Source organism: Arthrobacter sp. StoSoilB22, assembly GCF_019977315.1.
Lineage (GTDB): Bacteria > Actinomycetota > Actinomycetes > Actinomycetales > Micrococcaceae > Arthrobacter.
Genome location: NZ_AP024652.1, coordinates 633264 through 650300, shown reverse-complemented (window position 1 = coordinate 650300; position 17037 = coordinate 633264). Strand labels below are relative to the sequence as shown.

The 17037-nt window shown below is 62.0% G+C and carries 17 protein-coding genes; 6 read left to right on the top strand and 11 right to left on the bottom strand.

The features are described 5' to 3' along the window. Window positions 1-210: 210 nt before the first annotated feature. The gene (locus LDN70_RS03130) at window positions 211-2802 is read right to left on the bottom strand and encodes an exo-alpha-sialidase (protein WP_223941701.1); all 2592 of its coding nucleotides are present in this window, start codon (window positions 2800-2802) and stop codon (window positions 211-213) included. A 183-nt stretch (window positions 2803-2985) separates the two neighbouring features. On the opposite strand from LDN70_RS03130, the gene LDN70_RS03125 reads away from it, so the two are divergent. Both LDN70_RS03125 and LDN70_RS03120 read left to right on the top strand, forming a co-directional pair. Then, window positions 2986-3924: an NAD(P)-dependent oxidoreductase gene (locus LDN70_RS03125; protein WP_223941700.1), complete on the top strand. Its 939-nt coding sequence runs from the start codon at window positions 2986-2988 to the stop codon at window positions 3922-3924. 145 nt (window positions 3925-4069) lie between these two features. Next, a complete protein-coding gene (locus LDN70_RS03120; protein ID WP_223941699.1) occupies window positions 4070-5038 on the top strand; it encodes a manganese catalase family protein in 969 nt (322 codons plus the stop codon). 62 nt (window positions 5039-5100) lie between these two features. Here LDN70_RS03120 and LDN70_RS03115 read toward each other — a convergent pair whose 3' ends face one another. Both LDN70_RS03115 and LDN70_RS03110 read right to left on the bottom strand, forming a co-directional pair. After that, on the bottom strand, window positions 5101-5391 hold the full coding sequence (locus LDN70_RS03115; protein WP_142936774.1) for a DUF1540 domain-containing protein: 291 nt from the start codon (window positions 5389-5391) through the stop codon (window positions 5101-5103). A gap of 128 nt (window positions 5392-5519) precedes the next feature. Further along, window positions 5520-5702, bottom strand: coding sequence for a hypothetical protein (locus LDN70_RS03110; RefSeq protein ID WP_142936775.1), 183 nt, complete (start codon window positions 5700-5702; stop codon window positions 5520-5522). A gap of 306 nt (window positions 5703-6008) precedes the next feature. Between LDN70_RS03110 and purS the strand changes: the two genes are divergently transcribed. The 3 genes from purS to purL are packed head-to-tail and all read left to right on the top strand — an operon-like array spanning window position 6009 to window position 9338. Further along, window positions 6009-6260: a phosphoribosylformylglycinamidine synthase subunit PurS gene (purS, locus tag LDN70_RS03105; protein WP_011773385.1), complete on the top strand. Its 252-nt coding sequence runs from the start codon at window positions 6009-6011 to the stop codon at window positions 6258-6260. A 1-nt stretch (window position 6261) separates the two neighbouring features. After that, window positions 6262-7032 (top strand): phosphoribosylformylglycinamidine synthase subunit PurQ, encoded by a 771-nt coding sequence (gene purQ / locus LDN70_RS03100; RefSeq protein ID WP_141283287.1) that lies wholly within the window; start codon window positions 6262-6264, stop codon window positions 7030-7032. Further along, window positions 7029-9338: a phosphoribosylformylglycinamidine synthase subunit PurL gene (purL, locus tag LDN70_RS03095; protein ID WP_166841281.1), complete on the top strand. Its 2310-nt coding sequence runs from the start codon at window positions 7029-7031 to the stop codon at window positions 9336-9338. The genes purQ and purL overlap by 4 nt, the downstream gene beginning before the upstream one ends. A 67-nt stretch (window positions 9339-9405) precedes the next feature. Here the strand turns inward: purL and LDN70_RS03090 are convergent, their stop codons facing one another. The 4 genes from LDN70_RS03090 to LDN70_RS03075 form a co-directional block, all read right to left on the bottom strand. Further along, entirely contained in the window at window positions 9406-10824 is a 1419-nt protein-coding gene (locus LDN70_RS03090; protein WP_223941698.1) for a putative bifunctional diguanylate cyclase/phosphodiesterase, read from the bottom strand. Further along, window positions 10821-11324, bottom strand: coding sequence for a hypothetical protein (locus LDN70_RS03085; RefSeq protein ID WP_223941697.1), 504 nt, complete (start codon window positions 11322-11324; stop codon window positions 10821-10823). The genes LDN70_RS03090 and LDN70_RS03085 overlap by 4 nt, the downstream gene beginning before the upstream one ends. Further along, window positions 11321-12499, bottom strand: a complete 1179-nt coding sequence (locus tag LDN70_RS03080; protein WP_223941696.1) for a GGDEF domain-containing protein — start codon at window positions 12497-12499, stop codon at window positions 11321-11323. The genes LDN70_RS03085 and LDN70_RS03080 overlap by 4 nt, the downstream gene beginning before the upstream one ends. Before the next feature lie 90 nt (window positions 12500-12589). Beyond that, window positions 12590-12739, bottom strand: a complete 150-nt coding sequence (locus LDN70_RS03075) for a hypothetical protein (protein ID WP_223941695.1) — start codon at window positions 12737-12739, stop codon at window positions 12590-12592. A 140-nt stretch (window positions 12740-12879) separates the two neighbouring features. Here LDN70_RS03075 and LDN70_RS03070 point away from each other — a divergent pair, with 140 nt between their 5' ends. Further along, window positions 12880-13173 (top strand): DUF503 domain-containing protein, encoded by a 294-nt coding sequence (locus LDN70_RS03070; RefSeq protein WP_142936781.1) that lies wholly within the window; start codon window positions 12880-12882, stop codon window positions 13171-13173. Window positions 13174-13193: 20 nt separating this feature from the next. Here LDN70_RS03070 and LDN70_RS03065 read toward each other — a convergent pair whose 3' ends face one another. The 4 genes from LDN70_RS03065 to ngcE all read right to left on the bottom strand — a co-directional run bounded on the left by LDN70_RS03065 (window position 13194) and on the right by ngcE (window position 16957). Next, window positions 13194-13514 carry a putative quinol monooxygenase gene (locus tag LDN70_RS03065; RefSeq protein WP_166841277.1) on the bottom strand — a complete coding sequence of 107 codons (321 nt, stop codon included), beginning with the start codon at window positions 13512-13514 and terminating at the stop codon, window positions 13194-13196. Window positions 13515-13632: 118 nt separating this feature from the next. Next, window positions 13633-14526, bottom strand: coding sequence for a carbohydrate ABC transporter permease (locus tag LDN70_RS03060; RefSeq protein WP_142936790.1), 894 nt, complete (start codon window positions 14524-14526; stop codon window positions 13633-13635). Continuing rightward, window positions 14526-15542 (bottom strand): carbohydrate ABC transporter permease, encoded by a 1017-nt coding sequence (locus LDN70_RS03055; protein ID WP_166841276.1) that lies wholly within the window; start codon window positions 15540-15542, stop codon window positions 14526-14528. The genes LDN70_RS03060 and LDN70_RS03055 overlap by 1 nt, the downstream gene beginning before the upstream one ends. 5 nt (window positions 15543-15547) lie before the next feature. Continuing rightward, a complete protein-coding gene (gene ngcE, locus LDN70_RS03050; RefSeq protein WP_166841275.1) occupies window positions 15548-16957 on the bottom strand; it encodes an N-acetylglucosamine/diacetylchitobiose ABC transporter substrate-binding protein in 1410 nt (469 codons plus the stop codon). Window positions 16958-17037 lie beyond the last annotated feature (80 nt).

Here is a 17037-nt window from a genome sequence, read left to right as displayed (position 1 = left end):
CTGTCAACTTTAAGTTGGTTGAACCTTTGACAGTTCTTGTCAAAGCAGCGCAACCAGCCGAGTCACAGAGTACCTAGTGAGAGCCGAATATGACATACAGCACATTTCAAGATTTTTGTCTTGTCACAGCGAGGGTGATTCGTCAGGGAATGACAAACGGCGGACCGCTGCAGAGTACTGCGGTCCGCCGCTTACTTCCGAGCCAATGAGCTAGCCCTTCGGTGTCACCTGCATCCGGTCAAAGGAGACCTGGACGCCGTTCTGATCCAGGACCACCACGTCATCCCGGCCGTTCTTCACGTCGGCGGGAAGCGTGAACTTCACCGTGTTATCCGCCCCCGGAAAGTTCCAGCCAAGGCGGTAGCCCGTTTTGTTCAGGTACAGGTAGTACCACTGACCATGGTCAAGGCCGTTCAAGACCACTTCCTGGCCCGTCCGGTATTTCTCTGCCGTACCCAGGTCGAACGCCGGCGTGCCGAGTTCCTGGCGCGCGATGGCCGGTTCCGTGTCCGGTTTGGTCCTCAGCTCTACCGGGTCACCATTCACGGTGATGATCTTGGTGGTCTGCCCCGCCGAGCTGACTTCCCAGGTGGTCTTTGGAATGAAGAACCCCTGCTCAGCTTCTTCGGCAGTGACGGTGTGGCGCGGGGTGGCGCACTGGTAGCTCTGGCCGGCCGGCAGCACGCTGTAGCGGCAGTTGCCCGGCCCTTCCGGCAGGAACGGGCTGAAGTTGCCGGCGGTGGGGACCACCTTCTCCACCAGCGGGCTCGTGTTCTTCACCGTGAAGGTGTACGGGACCTGGTCACCTGCCGCGTAGGGCTGGGCTGCAAGGTCACGTCCGACGTCGGCACGCGCCCCGCTGATATCGGCTGTCAGCAGTCCGTCGCGCAAGGCGACCGCAGCGCCGGTAAACGGCACCGTTTTGGTGAGCGACGGCGTCGTGCTGGCTGTGATGCTGAAGCCCGCCTCGGGCACGAAGTAACCGCGCTCAATATCGGCCGCCGTGATCACGTGCTTGGCCGTGGTGCAGGTGTAATTCGCACCTGCAGCCAGGTTGTTGTACCGGCAGTTGGGGGCCGACGGCGGAAGGAACCCGGAGTCAAAGCTCCCGGAAACCGGGACCGCGTTGGCCGTGACGTTGGCGGTGCTCTTGACGTTGAGCGAGTAGCTGAGGACGTCGCCTGCTTGGTAGGGACTGGCCACGACGTCACGGGCCGGTGCCGTTCCCGTGATGCTCAGGCCCACCTGCGGGGCAACCGGCACGGTGGCGGTGAAGGTGAACTGCGATACCCGGCCATCCGCCGTCGTGAATGCTGCATTGAGGTTCTGCGGACCGCTGGCGTTGGCCGGTGCCGTCAGGGCAACATTGACGGTCACCGAAGCGCCGGGGGCGACGTCGGGAACCGGCACCGTGGTGGCAGACCAGCCGCCGGGTGTGTAGACGGTGGCCGTTGCGCCGGACAACGTGCCGGCCTCTTGGTTGGTGACGGTGACAGGCACCTGCTGCGTAGCGCCCGGCGCAGTGGTGACAGCCGGGACGGACAGCGGCGCGCAAACGTAGTTCAGCCAGGCGTCGTCGAACTTCGCGAACGGCATGTTGTCCGTGTAGTTGCCCTCGTACAGAACGCCAAATTTGCCCTCTTCCAGACGGGTCACCGTGGAGTACGCGGAGAAGCCGGAACGGATGGTGCGGACGCCGGGCCAGGTGGCGCCGTCGTCGCAGGAGACGCGGGCCGAGACGTTTTCGCGGCCGGTTTTGGAGTTGGCGTTGGTAAAGATGAGCTTCTTTGCATCAGCTGAGCCCTGCGCCGCGTTGGGGAACATACGTGCGATGGCACCGTTGTTGGCGGGATCCGGGAGCTCGGTGTCCTGGGTGACCGGACCGTACGTAGCGCCGCCGTCCGTGGAGATGGCCACTTTGCGGTAGCCCTGGTTGGCGTTGTCCCGGGAGTTCAGGAGAACGCGGCCGTCGGAGAGTTCCACGGTCTTGTTCTCGTCCATGCGGTCCCCGACGTTGGCGCCCTTGTGCCAGGTGGCGCCGTGGTCATCGGAGTAGACGGAGTAGGCCTGGATCTTGTTGGTGCCATCTGCTTGGCGGACATCGCCGGCGTATTGCTGAATCAGGCGCCCTTTGTACTGGCCATATTTGAGTTGGATACCTTCCCCGGAGGAGGCGAAGTTGGACCTGATGTCGCCGGCTACAGGGTTCGTCTTGCTGGTGCCCGGCTTGGTGACGTTGGTGATAAGCCGTGGCTGGCTCCATGTGACGCCGGCGTCCGAGGACTCGATGACGGCGGAGGAGATCACGGTCCTATCGGCGTCATTGTTGCCGAATTGGCTGCCGCCGAAGCCTTGGTCTTTGGAGTAGACAAAGAACGCGAATACCTTGCCCGCTTCAGCGTCATAGATGTAGGACGGATCGCTGTAACCATATTTCGGCCCACTGGCATCGCCGGGGTGCCCCGCGGCAATGACCGTGACCGGACCCCACGTCCGGCCGCCATCGGTGCTGCGACGCTGGACGATCGAGTTGGGATTGGGAGCGTCCGCCGCTGAACCCGGACGTCCGTCCCAAGCAGCAAGGACCACGTTGTTGCCCAGGTAGGTCAGGGCGGGAATCCGGTAGAAGAAGTTGGCTGCGGTACGATCCGCGCCGATGTTGGCCTCGGTGAACGTGCCCGGGGCTGCTGCGGGGTTGTTGGGCGGAATCGGGGCGGCTGTGGCCGGAAGAGCGAGCCCGGCCAGGAGGGCGGCGCTGAGGGCGCCGGCGGCTGCTGTTCGCGCAAAGGATGAAGATCTCAAATCGAGGGTCCTTTCGAGTGGGTGCTACGTGCTACGTCGAACGTCCTACAACCTAGAGACGTCCTCATACCCTAAGGTGTTCAGCGTCACATTGCCAGAGATGAAGCGCAGAAGGCTTCGTTTGGCGGCGAAGCGGTAGCCTCGAAAGCGAAACCGAACATCGCTTGAGCCACTGGAGTTGCCGTGAAAATCCTCGTCCCGGACACCATCGAGCTGGACCTCTCCGCCCTCGAGGACCAGGTCTTCGTCTATCAGGTGGACCAGCCGATCCCCGCAGAACACCGGGACGCCGAGGTCCTGGTTGTCTGGCGGAACACTTCGGACAATCTGTCCGACGCCGCCCGCTCGATGCCCCATCTCAGGTTGGTGCAGACACTCGCGGCCGGCCCCGACTCCGTTCTCTCCGCCGGCTTTGCGGACGGCGTTGCGGTGACGTCCGGCCGATCCCTCCACGACGGCCCCGTGGCCGAACATGCGCTGGCATTGATCCTGTCCGCTGTCCGCCGCTTGGACGTGCTGCTCGATTCCCAGAAGTCAGCCACCTGGAACGCTCCCTACAACGCGGAACAGTCCAACCCCGCTACCCAACAGCTGTACACGCTCGACGGCGCCAAGGTCACCATCTGGGGCTTCGGCTCCATCGCAGGGCGGCTCGCTCCCCTGCTGGCCGCACTGGGCGCGACGGTCATCGGCGTCGCCAACTCCGCGGGCGAACGCTATGGCTTCCCCGTGGTCTCAACCGAAGAACTGCAGGATGTCCTCGCTACAACCGATGTCCTGATCTCCATACTGCCCGCCACCCCGGAAACCGCCGACTCCCTGAACAAAGAGATCCTCGCCGCCCTGCCGTCCACGGCAGTCTTTGTGAACGTTGGGCGCGGTGCCACCGTTGACGAAGAAGCTCTTCTCGCAGCTCTTACCGAGGGCCGCCTGCGCGTAGCGGCACTGGACGTGACCAAGATTGAGCCCCTCCCCTCCAACTCCCCACTGTGGAACGCCCCGAACCTGATCATCACGCCGCACGTTGCAGGCAACCGACCCAAAGGCTCGGCTCGCCTGGTCACAGAGAACGTCACCGCACTAAAGGAAGGCAAGCCGCTCACCAACCAAGTGGCCGGCTAGATCCCACCCCTTTTCCTCACGGGATCCAATTCCTCACAGGATTTCGTTGCCTCCGAATAGTAAGCATGCTTATGGTATGTGAGTCCGGGGTGGCCAGCAGAGGGTTTCCATCCCACACGGAGCATGAGACAACGTGAGGAAACGTATGTACCTGCACACCCAGCTTCTCATCAATGAAATCGCCGCCGACGAGCCGGATCCTGCAGCCGCCAATGCCCTCCAGGAAGGCCTGGGCGGCCAGTTCGGCGAGATGCGCACCATGATGCAATACCTGTTCCAGAGCATGAATTTCCGGGGTGACGCGGCATCGAAACCGTACAAGGATCTACTGCAGGGCATCGGCACTGAAGAGATCAGCCATGTGGAGCTCATCGGAACCACCATTTCCCAGCTCCTTGACGGCTCACCCCGCTATCAGGGCGAGAAGTCCGATCCCGTGGACCAGCCGGGCGCAGGGGGATCTACTCCCTTGAAGATCGCACTGGACACCAGCAACATCCACCACTACTTGGTGGGTGCTCAAGGTGCCTTGCCCGTGGATGCCGCCGGTAACCCGTGGAGCGGCTCGTACGTCTACAACAGCGGCAACCTGGTGCTGGACCTGCTCTACAACCTGATGTTGGAGTCAACGGGCAGGCTGCAAAAGTGCCGAATCTACGAAATGACAGACAACAAGACCGCGCGTTCCACCATCGCGTACCTGATTGTCCGGGACCAGGCGCACGAGAATGCTTATGCCAAGGCATTGGAGAGTCTGGGCGTTAACTGGGGCAAGCTGCTGCCCATACCCAAGACCAACGCCGAGCAGTTCCCGGAGGTGAAGAAGCTCCTGGACAAGGGACTGCAGAGCATCCAGTACACCTTCAGCGCTGACAATCTCAGCGAAGCAGGCAAACTCTACCGGGGAGCTTCTCCGTCAAACGACGGAACCGAGTTGAGCACCGACGTCATGCCCGACGGGTTCCCCATGACCGTCTCACCGGAACGCAAGGAAGAATTTGCGCCCGGCCTTGATCCGGAATTGATGGCCCTGATCCAAGCCACGGCAGAACAGGAAATGAAGGACGCGGACAGCCCCAAGGAAGCCAAGTCCACGTCGGCCAAGAAGAAATAACGAACCACAAAAAGGGTCCCCGCCTTAACCGAGGCGGGGACCCTTTTGGTAGGTGGTAGAGATCAGGAGTGCTCGTACGTCAGGCAGTCGGCAGCTTCGCGGCCGGGACCCACCTTGACGTCATGTGCCTCGCACATGAGGTTGTTGTTGTGGACGCACTCGGAGCGCTGGCAGGCACCAACGTGGGCGAGGACCTTGGGAAGGCCACCCATGGCATTGGTGTCAATGAACGTGGCGCAGGAAGCGTGGTCCTGGCTGCCACCAATGGTGATGCCAAAGGCTGTGCAGCCGTCATGGTTGAATCCGCAGCTGCCAACGCTACAGGCGGATACTTCGGCAATGTGTTCGGTCATTGTTCCTCCTGGTTGGATCCTGAATAATACTGAGGCTAAACCCCGCGTGTATTACCCAAGCTACGCCCGAATCACGCCCTTTAACCTCTTCGAATAGCGCATTTGTATGTGCGCTAATGCCCGGAGGATTATCGGGGAGTTCGCAGGGCATCACTGATTTTGGCACGTGTTTCGGCGTCCAGAGGCGCCGTCACGCGATTGTCTCTCGCCACCCGATCCGCCCTGATCTTCTGGATGACCATCCGGCCCAAACCAGCAAAAACGGCTGCGGCCACAACGCCCAGCACCATCGATTTCGGTTTCTCAGCCATGCCGCAATCCTAGTGACGCCCGGCACCTGGCGAAAGTGCCGCCGTCGGGCCCTCATCTGGTCCAATTTCCTCCGCCGCGGCGGGGTGTCCTCGCGCAATCCGGCTGAATAGGGTATGTGCGCCGCTCCCGGTAGAATAGGTGTGCAAGCTCGCGGAGCGCCCCCCATGCCGTTCAAACATTGCAGTTCACCACCGTGTTTAACCCTGTGTTCAAGACGCTGTTTGAATGCGGCTGAACGGCGTGAGACGGCACCTCCGCGGCAGCCTTATTTAAGGTTCACCCAACTCACGCACAGGAGTTACCGGATGCCCCGGATCGTCGTTGACGTCATGCCCAAGCCCGAGATTCTGGACCCCCAGGGGAAAGCCATCGTGGGTGCACTGCCCCGCCTCGGCTTCAACAGCTTCAGCGCAGTCCGCCAGGGCAAGCGTTTCGAACTGACCGTCGACGGCGAGGTGACCGACGCTATCCTGGCCCAGGCCCGCGAAGCTGCCGAGACCCTCCTGTCCAACCCGGTGATCGAGGATGTTGTCAACGTCGAGGTCGTCGAGGCCTGATATGACGTCGATCCCCCTGATTGGCGAGGCTGTGGCCGTCGCCGCAGAACCCCGCTTGGCCGGCGCCAAGATCGGCGTCGTCACCTTCCCCGGCACCTTGGACGACCGCGACGCCGCACGTGCAGTGCGCCTCGCAGGCGGCACCGCCGTTTCGCTCTGGCATGCAGACACCGAACTGGGCGATGTTGACGCTGTCATCATCCCCGGCGGTTTCTCCTACGGCGACTACCTCCGCGCCGGTGCCATCTCGCGCTTCGCTCCGTTGATGTCCAAGATCATTGACGCCGCGAACTCCGACGCAAAGCTCCCGGTTTTGGGTATTTGCAATGGTTTCCAGATCCTGACCGAGTCGCACCTGCTGCCCGGCTCCATGATCAAGAACGACCACCTGAAGTTCATTTGCCGCGACCAGACGTTGCGCGTGGAAAACGCCAACACTGCGTGGACCGTGGACTACACCGACGGCCAGGAAATCATTGTGCCGTTGAAGAACCAGGACGGCCAGTACATCGCCGACGAAAAGACCCTGGATGCCCTCGAGGCTGAGGGCCGCGTGGTGTTCCGCTACGTGGGCTTCAACCCGAACGGCTCCCGCCGCGACATCGCGGGCATCTCCAACGCCGCGGGCAACGTGGTGGGCCTCATGCCGCACCCCGAGCACGCTGTGGAGACCGGCTTCGGCCCGGAGTCCCTAGATGGGGCTCCCCGCGACACCGACGGCCTGGGCTTCTTCACCTCCGTACTGACCAAGATTGTGGGAGGCGACAAGTGACCACGGAAACCACCAAGAAGTTCAACATCGACACCGTTGAGCACGCTGCCAAGACCCCGGACACGGAACTCCCGTGGGCCGAGTTGGGCTTGAAGCAGAACGAATTCGACGAGATCGTCAAGGTTCTCGGCCGCCGCCCCACCGGTGCCGAGCTGGCCATGTACTCCGTCATGTGGAGCGAGCACTGCTCCTACAAGTCCTCCAAGAACCACCTCCGCCAGTTCGGCGAGAAGGTCACCGAGGAAATGAAGAAGGACATGCTGGTTGGCATCGGCGAGAACGCCGGCGTCACCAATTTGGGCGACGGCTGGGCCGTGACGTTCAAGATCGAGTCCCACAACTCTCCGTCGTTCGTTGAGCCTTACCAGGGTGCCGCTACCGGCATCGGCGGCATCGTCCGCGACATCATCTCCATGGGCGCACGCCCGGTTGCCGTGATGGACCCGCTGCGTTTCGGCGCGATCGACCACCCGGACACCGCCCGCGTCATGCACGGTGCTGTTGCCGGCATCGGCGGCTACGGCAACTGCCTGGGCCTGCCGAACATCGGCGGCGAAATGGTGTTCGACTCCGTATACCAGGGCAACCCGCTGGTGAACGCACTCGCCGTAGGCGTCATGCGCCACGAGGACATCCGCCTGGCCAACGCATCCGGCAAGGGCAACAAGGTTGTCCTGTTCGGCGCGCGCACCGGCGGCGACGGAATCGGCGGCGCTTCGGTGCTGGCCTCGGAGTCCTTCGATGACACCAAGCCCTCCAAGCGTCCGGCCGTCCAGGTGGGCGACCCCTTCGCTGAGAAGGTCCTCATTGAGTGCTGCCTGGAGCTCTTCAAGGGCTCGCTGGTTGAAGGCATCCAGGACCTCGGCGCTGCAGGAATATCCTGCGCCACGTCCGAGCTCGCGTCCAACGGTGATGGCGGCATGGAAGTGGAGCTGACTTCGGTCCTGCTCCGCGACCCCACACTGACCCCGGGCGAGATCCTTATGTCCGAGTCGCAGGAACGCATGATGGCCGTGGTCACCCCGGAGAACATCGCAGCGTTCGAAGCTGTGATGGACAAGTGGGCCGTGGAGTACTCCTGGTTGGGTGAGGTCACCGATACCGGCCGCCTCATCATCACCTGGGAAGGCGAAGTAATCGTCGACGTCGATCCCCGCACCGTTGCGCACGACGGCCCGGTCTACGACCGTCCGTTCGCCCGCCCGGAGTGGCAGGACTCTGTGCAGGCCAACGCCTTCACCGGTTCCGTGGAGGACGCAGGCCGTCCGTCGGCTCCCACCGAGCTGGCTGCAGCCGTCACCGAACTCGTTGCGTCACCGAACATGTGCAGCAAGGCCTGGATCACCAAGCAGTATGACCGCTACGTTGGCGGCAACACTGCCATGGCGTTCCCGGATGATGCCGGCGTGGTCCGCGTTGACGAGGAAACCGGCCTGGGCGTTGCCTTGGCCACCGACGCCAACGGCCGCTACACCTACCTCGAGCCCTACCAGGGTGCACAGCTCGCACTGGCTGAGGCCTACCGCAACGTGGCCACCTCCGGCGCCGTTCCGATGGCCGTCAGCGACTGCCTGAACTTCGGTTCCCCCGAGGATCCGGATGTCATGTGGCAGCTGGCCGAAGCCATCCGTGGCCTCTCCGACGCCTGCATGGAGCTGGGTATCCCGGTAACCGGCGGCAACGTCTCGCTTTACAACCAGACCGGCACCACGCCCATCCACCCCTCCCCTGTGGTGGCAGTCCTGGGCAAGCTGGACGACGTCGCCCGCCGCACGCCGTCGGGCTGGCGCGAGGACGGCCAGGCCATCTACCTGCTGGGCACCACCGCAGCAGAGTTGGACGGTTCCGAGTGGTCCAACCTCCGCGGACACCTTGGTGGCCTGCCGCCGAAGGTTGACCTCGCAGCCGAGCGTGCATTGGGCGAAATCCTGATCAACGCTTCCCGTGACGGCATGGTTGACGCAGCACACGACCTCTCCGAAGGTGGCCTCGCGGCTGCCTTGGTGGAGTCCTCGCTGCGCTACGGCGTCGGCGCACGCATCGCCCTTGAAGAGCTCATGGAGCGCGACGGCGTGGACCTGTTCACAGCACTCTTCTCCGAAACGCAGGCCCGGGCCATCGTGTCCGTACCGCGCTCCGAGGAAGTCCGCTTCAAGGACATGTGCACGGCCCGTGGCTTCGCCCACCTCCGGATCGGCGTTGTTGACGCTGCCGGTGGAAAGCTGGAGATCAACGGCGTGGACGAGCTCTCCTTGGACGCTCTCCGCGAAGCACACGAAGGCACCCTGCCGAAGTACTTCGGCTAAGGACAGCTAACGTCGCAAGGCCCCGGCGCTCGGAGAGTGCCGGGGCCTTGCGCGTTTCCGAGGGGGTTTAGGCAGGCCAGGTCCGCAGCAACATCAGCTGTTCGGTGAACTCGGCCTCCGGCAACGGCCTGCCAAAGTAGTAGCCCTGCCCGCTCGCGCAGCCTATGCTCCGGAGCGCTTCTGCTTGTTCGGAGGTCTCAATCCCCTCCCACACACCCTCCAAGCCGCAGGAGCGGATGACCTGCTGTATTGCGGCCAGGAAGTCCAGCTGTGAAGGATCTTTGCCCAGGTCCTTCACGAACTGTCGGTCCACCTTCACCCGGTCTACGGGCAGTTTCCTCAGGTATCCCATGGACGAGTAGCCGGCCCCGAAGTCGTCGATCTCAAGCCCCACACCGAGCCTGTGCAGGCTCGCCAGGGTGTAACGGTCAAGCTCGTTGTTGTGGATGATGGCACTCTCGGTGAGCTCCAGCACCAGTGATTCCGGGGCCACGCCTTGCCCCGCCAATGCCTGACTGACGTCGTCCACGAATTCCAGGCTTTGGAGATCGGCAGCAGAGACATTGATCCTCATGGAGAAGTCCTGGTGTGCGGTGGCCGGGGCATCCCGCCACCGCCGCAACTGGCCCACGGCCGTCCGCAGGACCCATCTGCCCAACTCCGCGATCAGGCCGGTGGCCTCGGCAACGGGGATGAACTGGTCCGGCATGATCAGGCCATGGACGGGGTGTTTCCACCGGACCAAAGCCTCGCAGCCCTCGATCCTGCCGGTGGCGAGCTCCACGATCGGCTGGTAGTAAAGGACCAGCTGGTCCGAACGGATGGCTTCGCGGAGTTCGCCCACGATCTGCCGCTGCAGCAGCCGTGCATGCAGGGTTGCGGGATCGAACACTTTGAGTTTGTTCCGGCCCTCATTCTTGGACTCTTCCATGGCCAGATCGGCCTCTTGGAGAAGGTCCTCGATGCTGTGATGCGGCTCCGCGGTGCGCAGGCCGACGCTGGCGCCGCAGCGGATGCTGTTGTTCCCGAGGTCTATGTTCGGTTCCAGCGCGGCCAGGATGCGGTTCCCGACGGCGGTGGCCCGGCTGTGCGCGGTGGCGGGCAACAGCACAGCGAATTCGTCCCCACCCAGGCGGGTGACGACGTCGTCCTCCCGCACGGCTGACCGGATGCGCATGGCGACGGTGATCAGAATCTGGTCCGCCGCGGCATGGCCTGCGGAGTTCTTCAGTGCCCTGAAACCGTCCAGATTCATGAGGAGCAGGGCAGGGGGTACGGCACCCTTGGCAGCAGCTGCCTGGGCTTCGGAGAAAGCATTCTCCAAGGCCTGGCGGTTGCCGAGCCCGGTGAGTGGATCGGTAAGAGCGTCCCGGCGCTGTTCGTACCGGGCAAGATGGAGTTCCGTCATCAGGGCCTGGACGTGTAACTCCAGTTTCTGGATCCGCGAATCGACGGAGAGAAGCTTGTGGGGCTTCGTGGCACTCACGACTCTTCCAGGCGTCGCAACGTTGAGTCGGCAACAGCCTGGGGCTTGGTGACGGGGTTGCGGCGTTCGTCCAGGAAGAGCCGGTAAGAGGCAACATCCAACCTTCCATCCGGCTCAACTTTGTTGCCGGCACGGTAGACGTGGGGGATCCAGGCCCCTCCGACGATGGCCTCGATCCAGGCATCGCATTCGGCGAGCGGGAGGTGCACCCGGGTGCCGGTGTTCCTGCGGTGGCCCGCAATCGATACTGTGATGCAGCTGCCCAGGAGTCCTTTGTCCGCGGTGAACCAGGCCAGGCCTTCGACGTCGGCCACTATGGTGAGGTTCGCGTTGCTGTCCTCCACCGACTGCACGGGGCCCATCCTGACGGAGCGGCGGTCAGCGTTCAGCGTGGTAGCTGTCCCGGCTTTATAGGGGGCACTGGTGATGCTCTGGCGGAAGACGGACAGCTCCTGGGTGTGCTGAATCTGAATCCGGGTGGTGAGTTCGTTTAGGGTCATGATCGTGCCTCATCCGCTATAGTGGCCGCCTCCGGGCGGTCGGCTCCTACAATCCTGTTTCTCCCTTGCGCTTTTGCGCTGTAAAGGGCTGCGTCAGCTACCTCGATCATGAAATTGAGGTCAGCGGACGCGGGAATGCTTGACGTCACTCCGTAGCTGATGGTGGGAAACACCACGCCGCCAGGGGCTGGAAATTCTGCCATTCGGCGGCTGATTTCGGTGGCGATGTTCTCTGCTCGGTCCTGTGTTGCCCCCGGCAGGAAGAGAACGAATTCTTCCCCGCCATAGCGTCCGATGAGGTCCGTGGACCGCACCGAGGCTGAGCATGCTTCGGCGAAGGCGCGCAAGGCCACATCCCCGGCTCCGTGGCCGTGTTCATCGTTAACGGCCTTGAAGTGATCCAGATCGGCCAGGATAACAGCTGCCCCGGAACCCGTTGAATGCAAGCGGTCAAGTTCGGTGGTGGCAAGGTCAAGGAAGGCTCCGCGGTTGAGGAGCCCTGTCAGGTGGTCGCGGGTAGCACGTTCGCGAAGGCCTTTGATGAGTTGGTCGCTGGTCAGGGCCGTCATGCTGAAGGAAACGGTGACCAGGAGGACCATGGAGATGAGGGCTGAAGGTCCAGGCCCAAAGTACGTGCGGAACGTGTAACTGGCCGGTCCTTCCAACGCATAAACCACCCAGCGTCCCAGGTAGTAGGCGGCCAGCAGGCCTGCGGCTATGGAGAGGGCTCTGTGGACTTGGGAGTGGGAAGACTTGATGAACCACAGGTCATAGGCGGCCAAGGCTATGCCCACGGTCATCATGGCCAGATAGACAAAACCACCGGACCAGACGTTGTTCCCGGGGCTTTCCAGAAAGGATGCGATAGCGGTGACGGCAGGACCAACAGCCAGCTGCCACAGCTTGGCCTTCCGGTCCCGGAGGGTCTTCGCTCCGGCCCACACGCTGAAGGCGCCTGCCACCACGAGGACGTTGCCCACGGGGTTTGCCCACACCTGATGGGAGGTTCCATTGAGGAGGAAGGCGGCGTTGCCCGCCATGAACTCGAGCAAGGCCAGGCTCCACCAGCCTGCGTACGGCGAGCGGGTTCGGTGGAAGGAAGTACAGAACAGCATCAGGAGCGTCACGGTGACCACGCCCAGAGCTACTCTTACCGAGAATGCATCGAGCTCCATGCCAACCCCCTCAGCTGGTCATCCTGTGCCTTTGAGTTTCAGTGTCGCCGGGCTTCCTCAACCTGCATGCTGTGTTTGCTCAAGATTTGCTCAAGATACGGTGTGGTCCCTCACCCAACCCAGTGACCGTCGTCGTGATATGCCGAGCAACGCGAAGATCGCAATCCGCCATCCGTGGCGACGCAAGGTAGCCAGGCCGGAGACGATGATCATCATGGCGTTGCCGAACAGCAGGGACACCGCCCCACCCACCACCAGCGGGTAGGCCAGGACGACGATTGGAGGGCTGCTCCTTCAGTGGGCGCCGCGGCCTGAGTTGGCTCAAGATTCCACTAACTCCACAGTGGTCCACCGCCCTGACCTGCGGCGATAATGAATTCATGTGGATCGGTTGGATTGAGTTCGACGTCCTTTTGGGCGATGTCCATAGCCTCAAGGAGAAGCGCTCGCTGCTGCGGCCCCTGGTAGCCGAGCTGAAGCGGCGCTTCGAGGTCTCTGCTGCCGAAACCGGGCTTCAGGACCAGCATCGTCGGGCGCTGGTTGGAGCCGCTGTGGTGGCCCCGGATCACGCGCATCTCCAACAAGTGCTCGACGCCGTTGAACGCTTCGTGGCCGCCCGGCCTGAGTTCGAGCTGCTCAGCGCACGGCAGCGGGAGCTGCACAGCGAGGATTAGCGAGCCCAGCGGCCCAGCCCCTACGCGATGGTGAGCTCACCCATGCGGTCCCAGCCGCTGCCTTCGAACTGGCGGCTGATAATGTGCGGGGTCTCCACGAGAGCCTGCGGCATGTCCGCCATGGCTTTCTTGAAGTGATCGCTGTTGACGTGCGCCTCGGCAGCGTCGTCCTGGAAGGCTTCCACCAGGACAAACTCGTTGGGGTTATCCACACTGCGGGACCAGTCGAACCACAGGTTGCCCGGCTCTTCGCGGGTCGCCTTGGTGAAGTCGGCCACCAAATCCAGCCACCGTTCGGACCACTCGGGCTTGACGTTGAACTTGACCACAATAAAGATCACGGGCTGCTGCCTTTCGTTGCACTACAGATCCGTTCCATCCTTTCAGATTTAACGCCCGACGGCGGCCCGCACCTTGAGGTGAGGACCGCCGTCGAACGCTGTCTGCTGCGTGGAGCTACTACTTTGAGGTGCCCTGTGACACGGAGCCCTGCAGCTGGCGCTGGAAGATCACATAGACAATAAGCACCGGAATGACCGTGACACTGACGGCTGCGAACAGCGCGCCGTAGTCCACCGCATAGCCCATCTGGCCGGCGAAGGCCGCGAGTTCCTGCGACAGGACGCGCGGACCGGCGGCGTTGATGGATACCGGAATCAGGAACTGGTTCCACAGGCCCAGGAAGTTGAAGATGGCAACCGAGGCGAGGCCCGGCTTGGCCATCGGCAACATGACCTGGAAGAACGTCCGCCACTCCCCTGCGCCGTCCAGGGCCGCTGCTTCAGTGATTTCGTGAGGCAGTGACTTGAAGAAGGAGAAGAGGAAGAACACCGTGAACGGAAGCGCGAAGCCCACGTACACCAGGATGAGTCCCGGCAATGTGTTCAGGAGCCCCATGTTCTTCAAGACGAAGAACAACGGAACCATGGCAAGGAAGATCGGGAACGTCAGGCCGGCGAGCATCAGGTAGTAGATGGCCCTGCTGCCCGGGAAGGTGTAGCGGGCCAGCACATAGGCACACATCGCACCGAGGACCATCACGATCACCAGGGCTGCGGCCACAACGATGATGGAGTTCAGGAAGGCGCTGCCGATCCCGGCATCGCTCCAAGCCTTGACGTAGTTGTCCAGTTTCCATTCACCCGGCAAGGCGAACGGCGAAGCAAAGATCTCGCTGGAGGTCTTGAAGGAGGACATGAACGTCCACAGGAGTGGAAGGATGACGATCAGTGTCCAAATGGTCAGCGCGGTGTGCGACACCGCTCCCACCACTTTGTCACCCGGCGTGGTTCCCGGAGTCCGCGGTTGGAAGTGCAACGACTTCATTTCCGGAGATGAGACTTTGGTTGTCATTACTGGCTCACATCCTTATCGCCGCCGGTGAGCCGGTTAACCATGAACACCAAGCCGGAGAAGATCAGCGTGGCAATGGCCAGCACAACGCCCATGGCACTGGCGAGGCCGAACTGCCCCTTGCTGAACGCGGTGAAGAACAATTGTTGCGCCATGACCAGCGTGGAGTTGTCGGGACCACCGCCGGAGTTGAGGGCAGCCATGTAGACGAAAGCATCCAACGCCAGAATGCCCATGTAGATGTAGGCGGTCTGGATGTTGTCGCGGATCAAGGGGATGGTGATGGATACGGCGGTCCGGAAACGTCCGGCGCCATCAATCCTGGCAGCCTCGAAAAGCTCGGCAGGAATGCCCTTGATGCCAGCTACAAACAGGACCATGTAGAAGCCAACGAAGCCCCACACAATGACGAACATGGTGGCGATCATGGCCGTGTTCTTATCACCCAGCCAAGCGAAGTCCTTGAACTGGTCCAGGCCGAGGCCCGTCAGGATGCCGTTGAGCAGACCGCCCGAAGGATCGTAGATCTGCCCCCACATGATGCCGATTGCTACAGCGGGAATGGTGTAGGGGAAGAACGACACTACGCGGTAGAAGCTGGAATTGCGCAAACCCTTGATCTGGCCTTTACTGCTTCCGCCTACAGTCACCAGCGAGGCAAGCACCAGGCTCAAGATGATGGTGATGATGGGAAGGAAGATGACCAGGACGATGTTGTTGGACATCGCCTTCATGAAGATGTCGTCAGTAAAGATCTTCACGTAGTTTTCGAGGCCGATGAAGTTCTGGTTGGGCGAGAAACCGGACCAGTCCGTCAGCGAATACCCGAATGCCTGAATAAACGGCCAAATCACGAACAACAGGTAGATCGCCAACGGCAGTCCGAGGAACACCGCAAAGAAACTGACCTTGTCCCACGTCAATGGCTTACGCCGTCGCCTCACCACTTGCAGTGGGGCCTTCGCCGGAACGACGGCGGCCAGGCCGTCGTCGTTCCGGCTCTGCTGAGTTTTCACTGAAGTCACTTCACTTCGATCTTCTTGACCGAGCTGTCGTTACGAACCTTATCGGTGATGTTCTGCAGTGCGGAGGTGAGGGTTGCAACGTCCGACTTACCGTCCAGGAAGGTGTTCCAGACAACCAGTTGGTCCTTGTTGGTGCCGTACAGGTCAATGAAGTTCCAGGAGTAGACGTTGTCGCCGGCATCGCTGAGCATCTTGGTCTGCGAAACCAGAGCCGTGGAACCGAAACCATCGGCCGGGACGGTGTCCTTGACGATGGTCGGCGCCAGTTTGGTCTTGGCGAAGTTGGTGGCAGCTTCCTTGGAGAGCATGATCCGGAGCAGTTCCTTGCCACCGGCAGCGTTCTTGCCCTGCGACGGGACAATGAACGGCTCACCTGCAGCACTGTGAAGTGCCGTCTGGGGCATCTTGGGGCTGGCGGTGACAGACGGGGCCGGGGTACCCATCATGTTGAAGCCGGCCTTGGTCTGGTCCTTCATTTCGTTTTCGATCCAGGAGCCCGAGGGGTAGAACACGGCTTCCTGGGCGTTGCTCCACTGTGCCTGTGCTGCCGTGAACTGGGTGCCTGAGCCGCCCGGCTTGAAGAAGCCGGCCTTGACGATCTTGTCCATGGCCGCGAAGACGGACTGGATGGCCGGGTGCGACCAGCAATCGGCTTTGAGGTTTTCAAGGCCGAGGCGGACGTCGTCACCGCCTTCCTTGATGGCGGATGCAATGGCCAGTTCCTGGTAGTACGTGGCCGCTTCCTTGCCCCAGACGAAGAGGTACTTGCCCTTGGCTTTGGCTTGCTCGCCCAGTGCGTACATTTCATCCCAGGTCTTGGGAACAGTCCAGCCGTTTTCCTTGAGCAGGGAGTCGGAGTACCACACAGCGAAGACGGTCAACACGTAGTTCAAGGCGGCAAGCTTGCCGTCGAAAGTACCTGGAGCCAGTACGCCGGTGTACAGGGTGTCCTTGATGACCTTGCCTTCAAGATTCTTGGCCTCCACGACGCTGGTGAGGTCTTCAAGCTGGGCAAGGATGGTGCTGAAGCCGATGGCCTTCGCGCCGGAGTTATCGATCAGGTCCGGCGGGTTGCCACCGACGAAGCGCGGCTGAAGTTCCTGCGCAATGTCCGTGGACGGTGAGATCTTTGCAGTGGAGCCCTCGTGTGTCTTCTCGAAGATCTTTCCGGCGAACTCGACGTAGTCGATGCCGTAGCCACCCTTGAAGATCACGGCGTCCAGGGCGGCCTTGTCAGCCATGCCGAACGGGTTGGTGTCGGAAACGGTGCCCGTGGGACCGGTTGTGGTGGTGCCGCCGCCTGCGGCACAGGAAGCGATGGTTCCCCCCATGGGCACGAGCACGGCTGCTGCGAGTGCTCCGCGCAGGAATCCACGGCGACCGACGGACTGGTGCTGAACGTTCATTTCTAAACCCTCCAGTGACTCGTAGTGTCCGGACTGTTGCGGCGGGAAAGCCGTTCAGCCAGACAGTCTGGGCTGGCGCT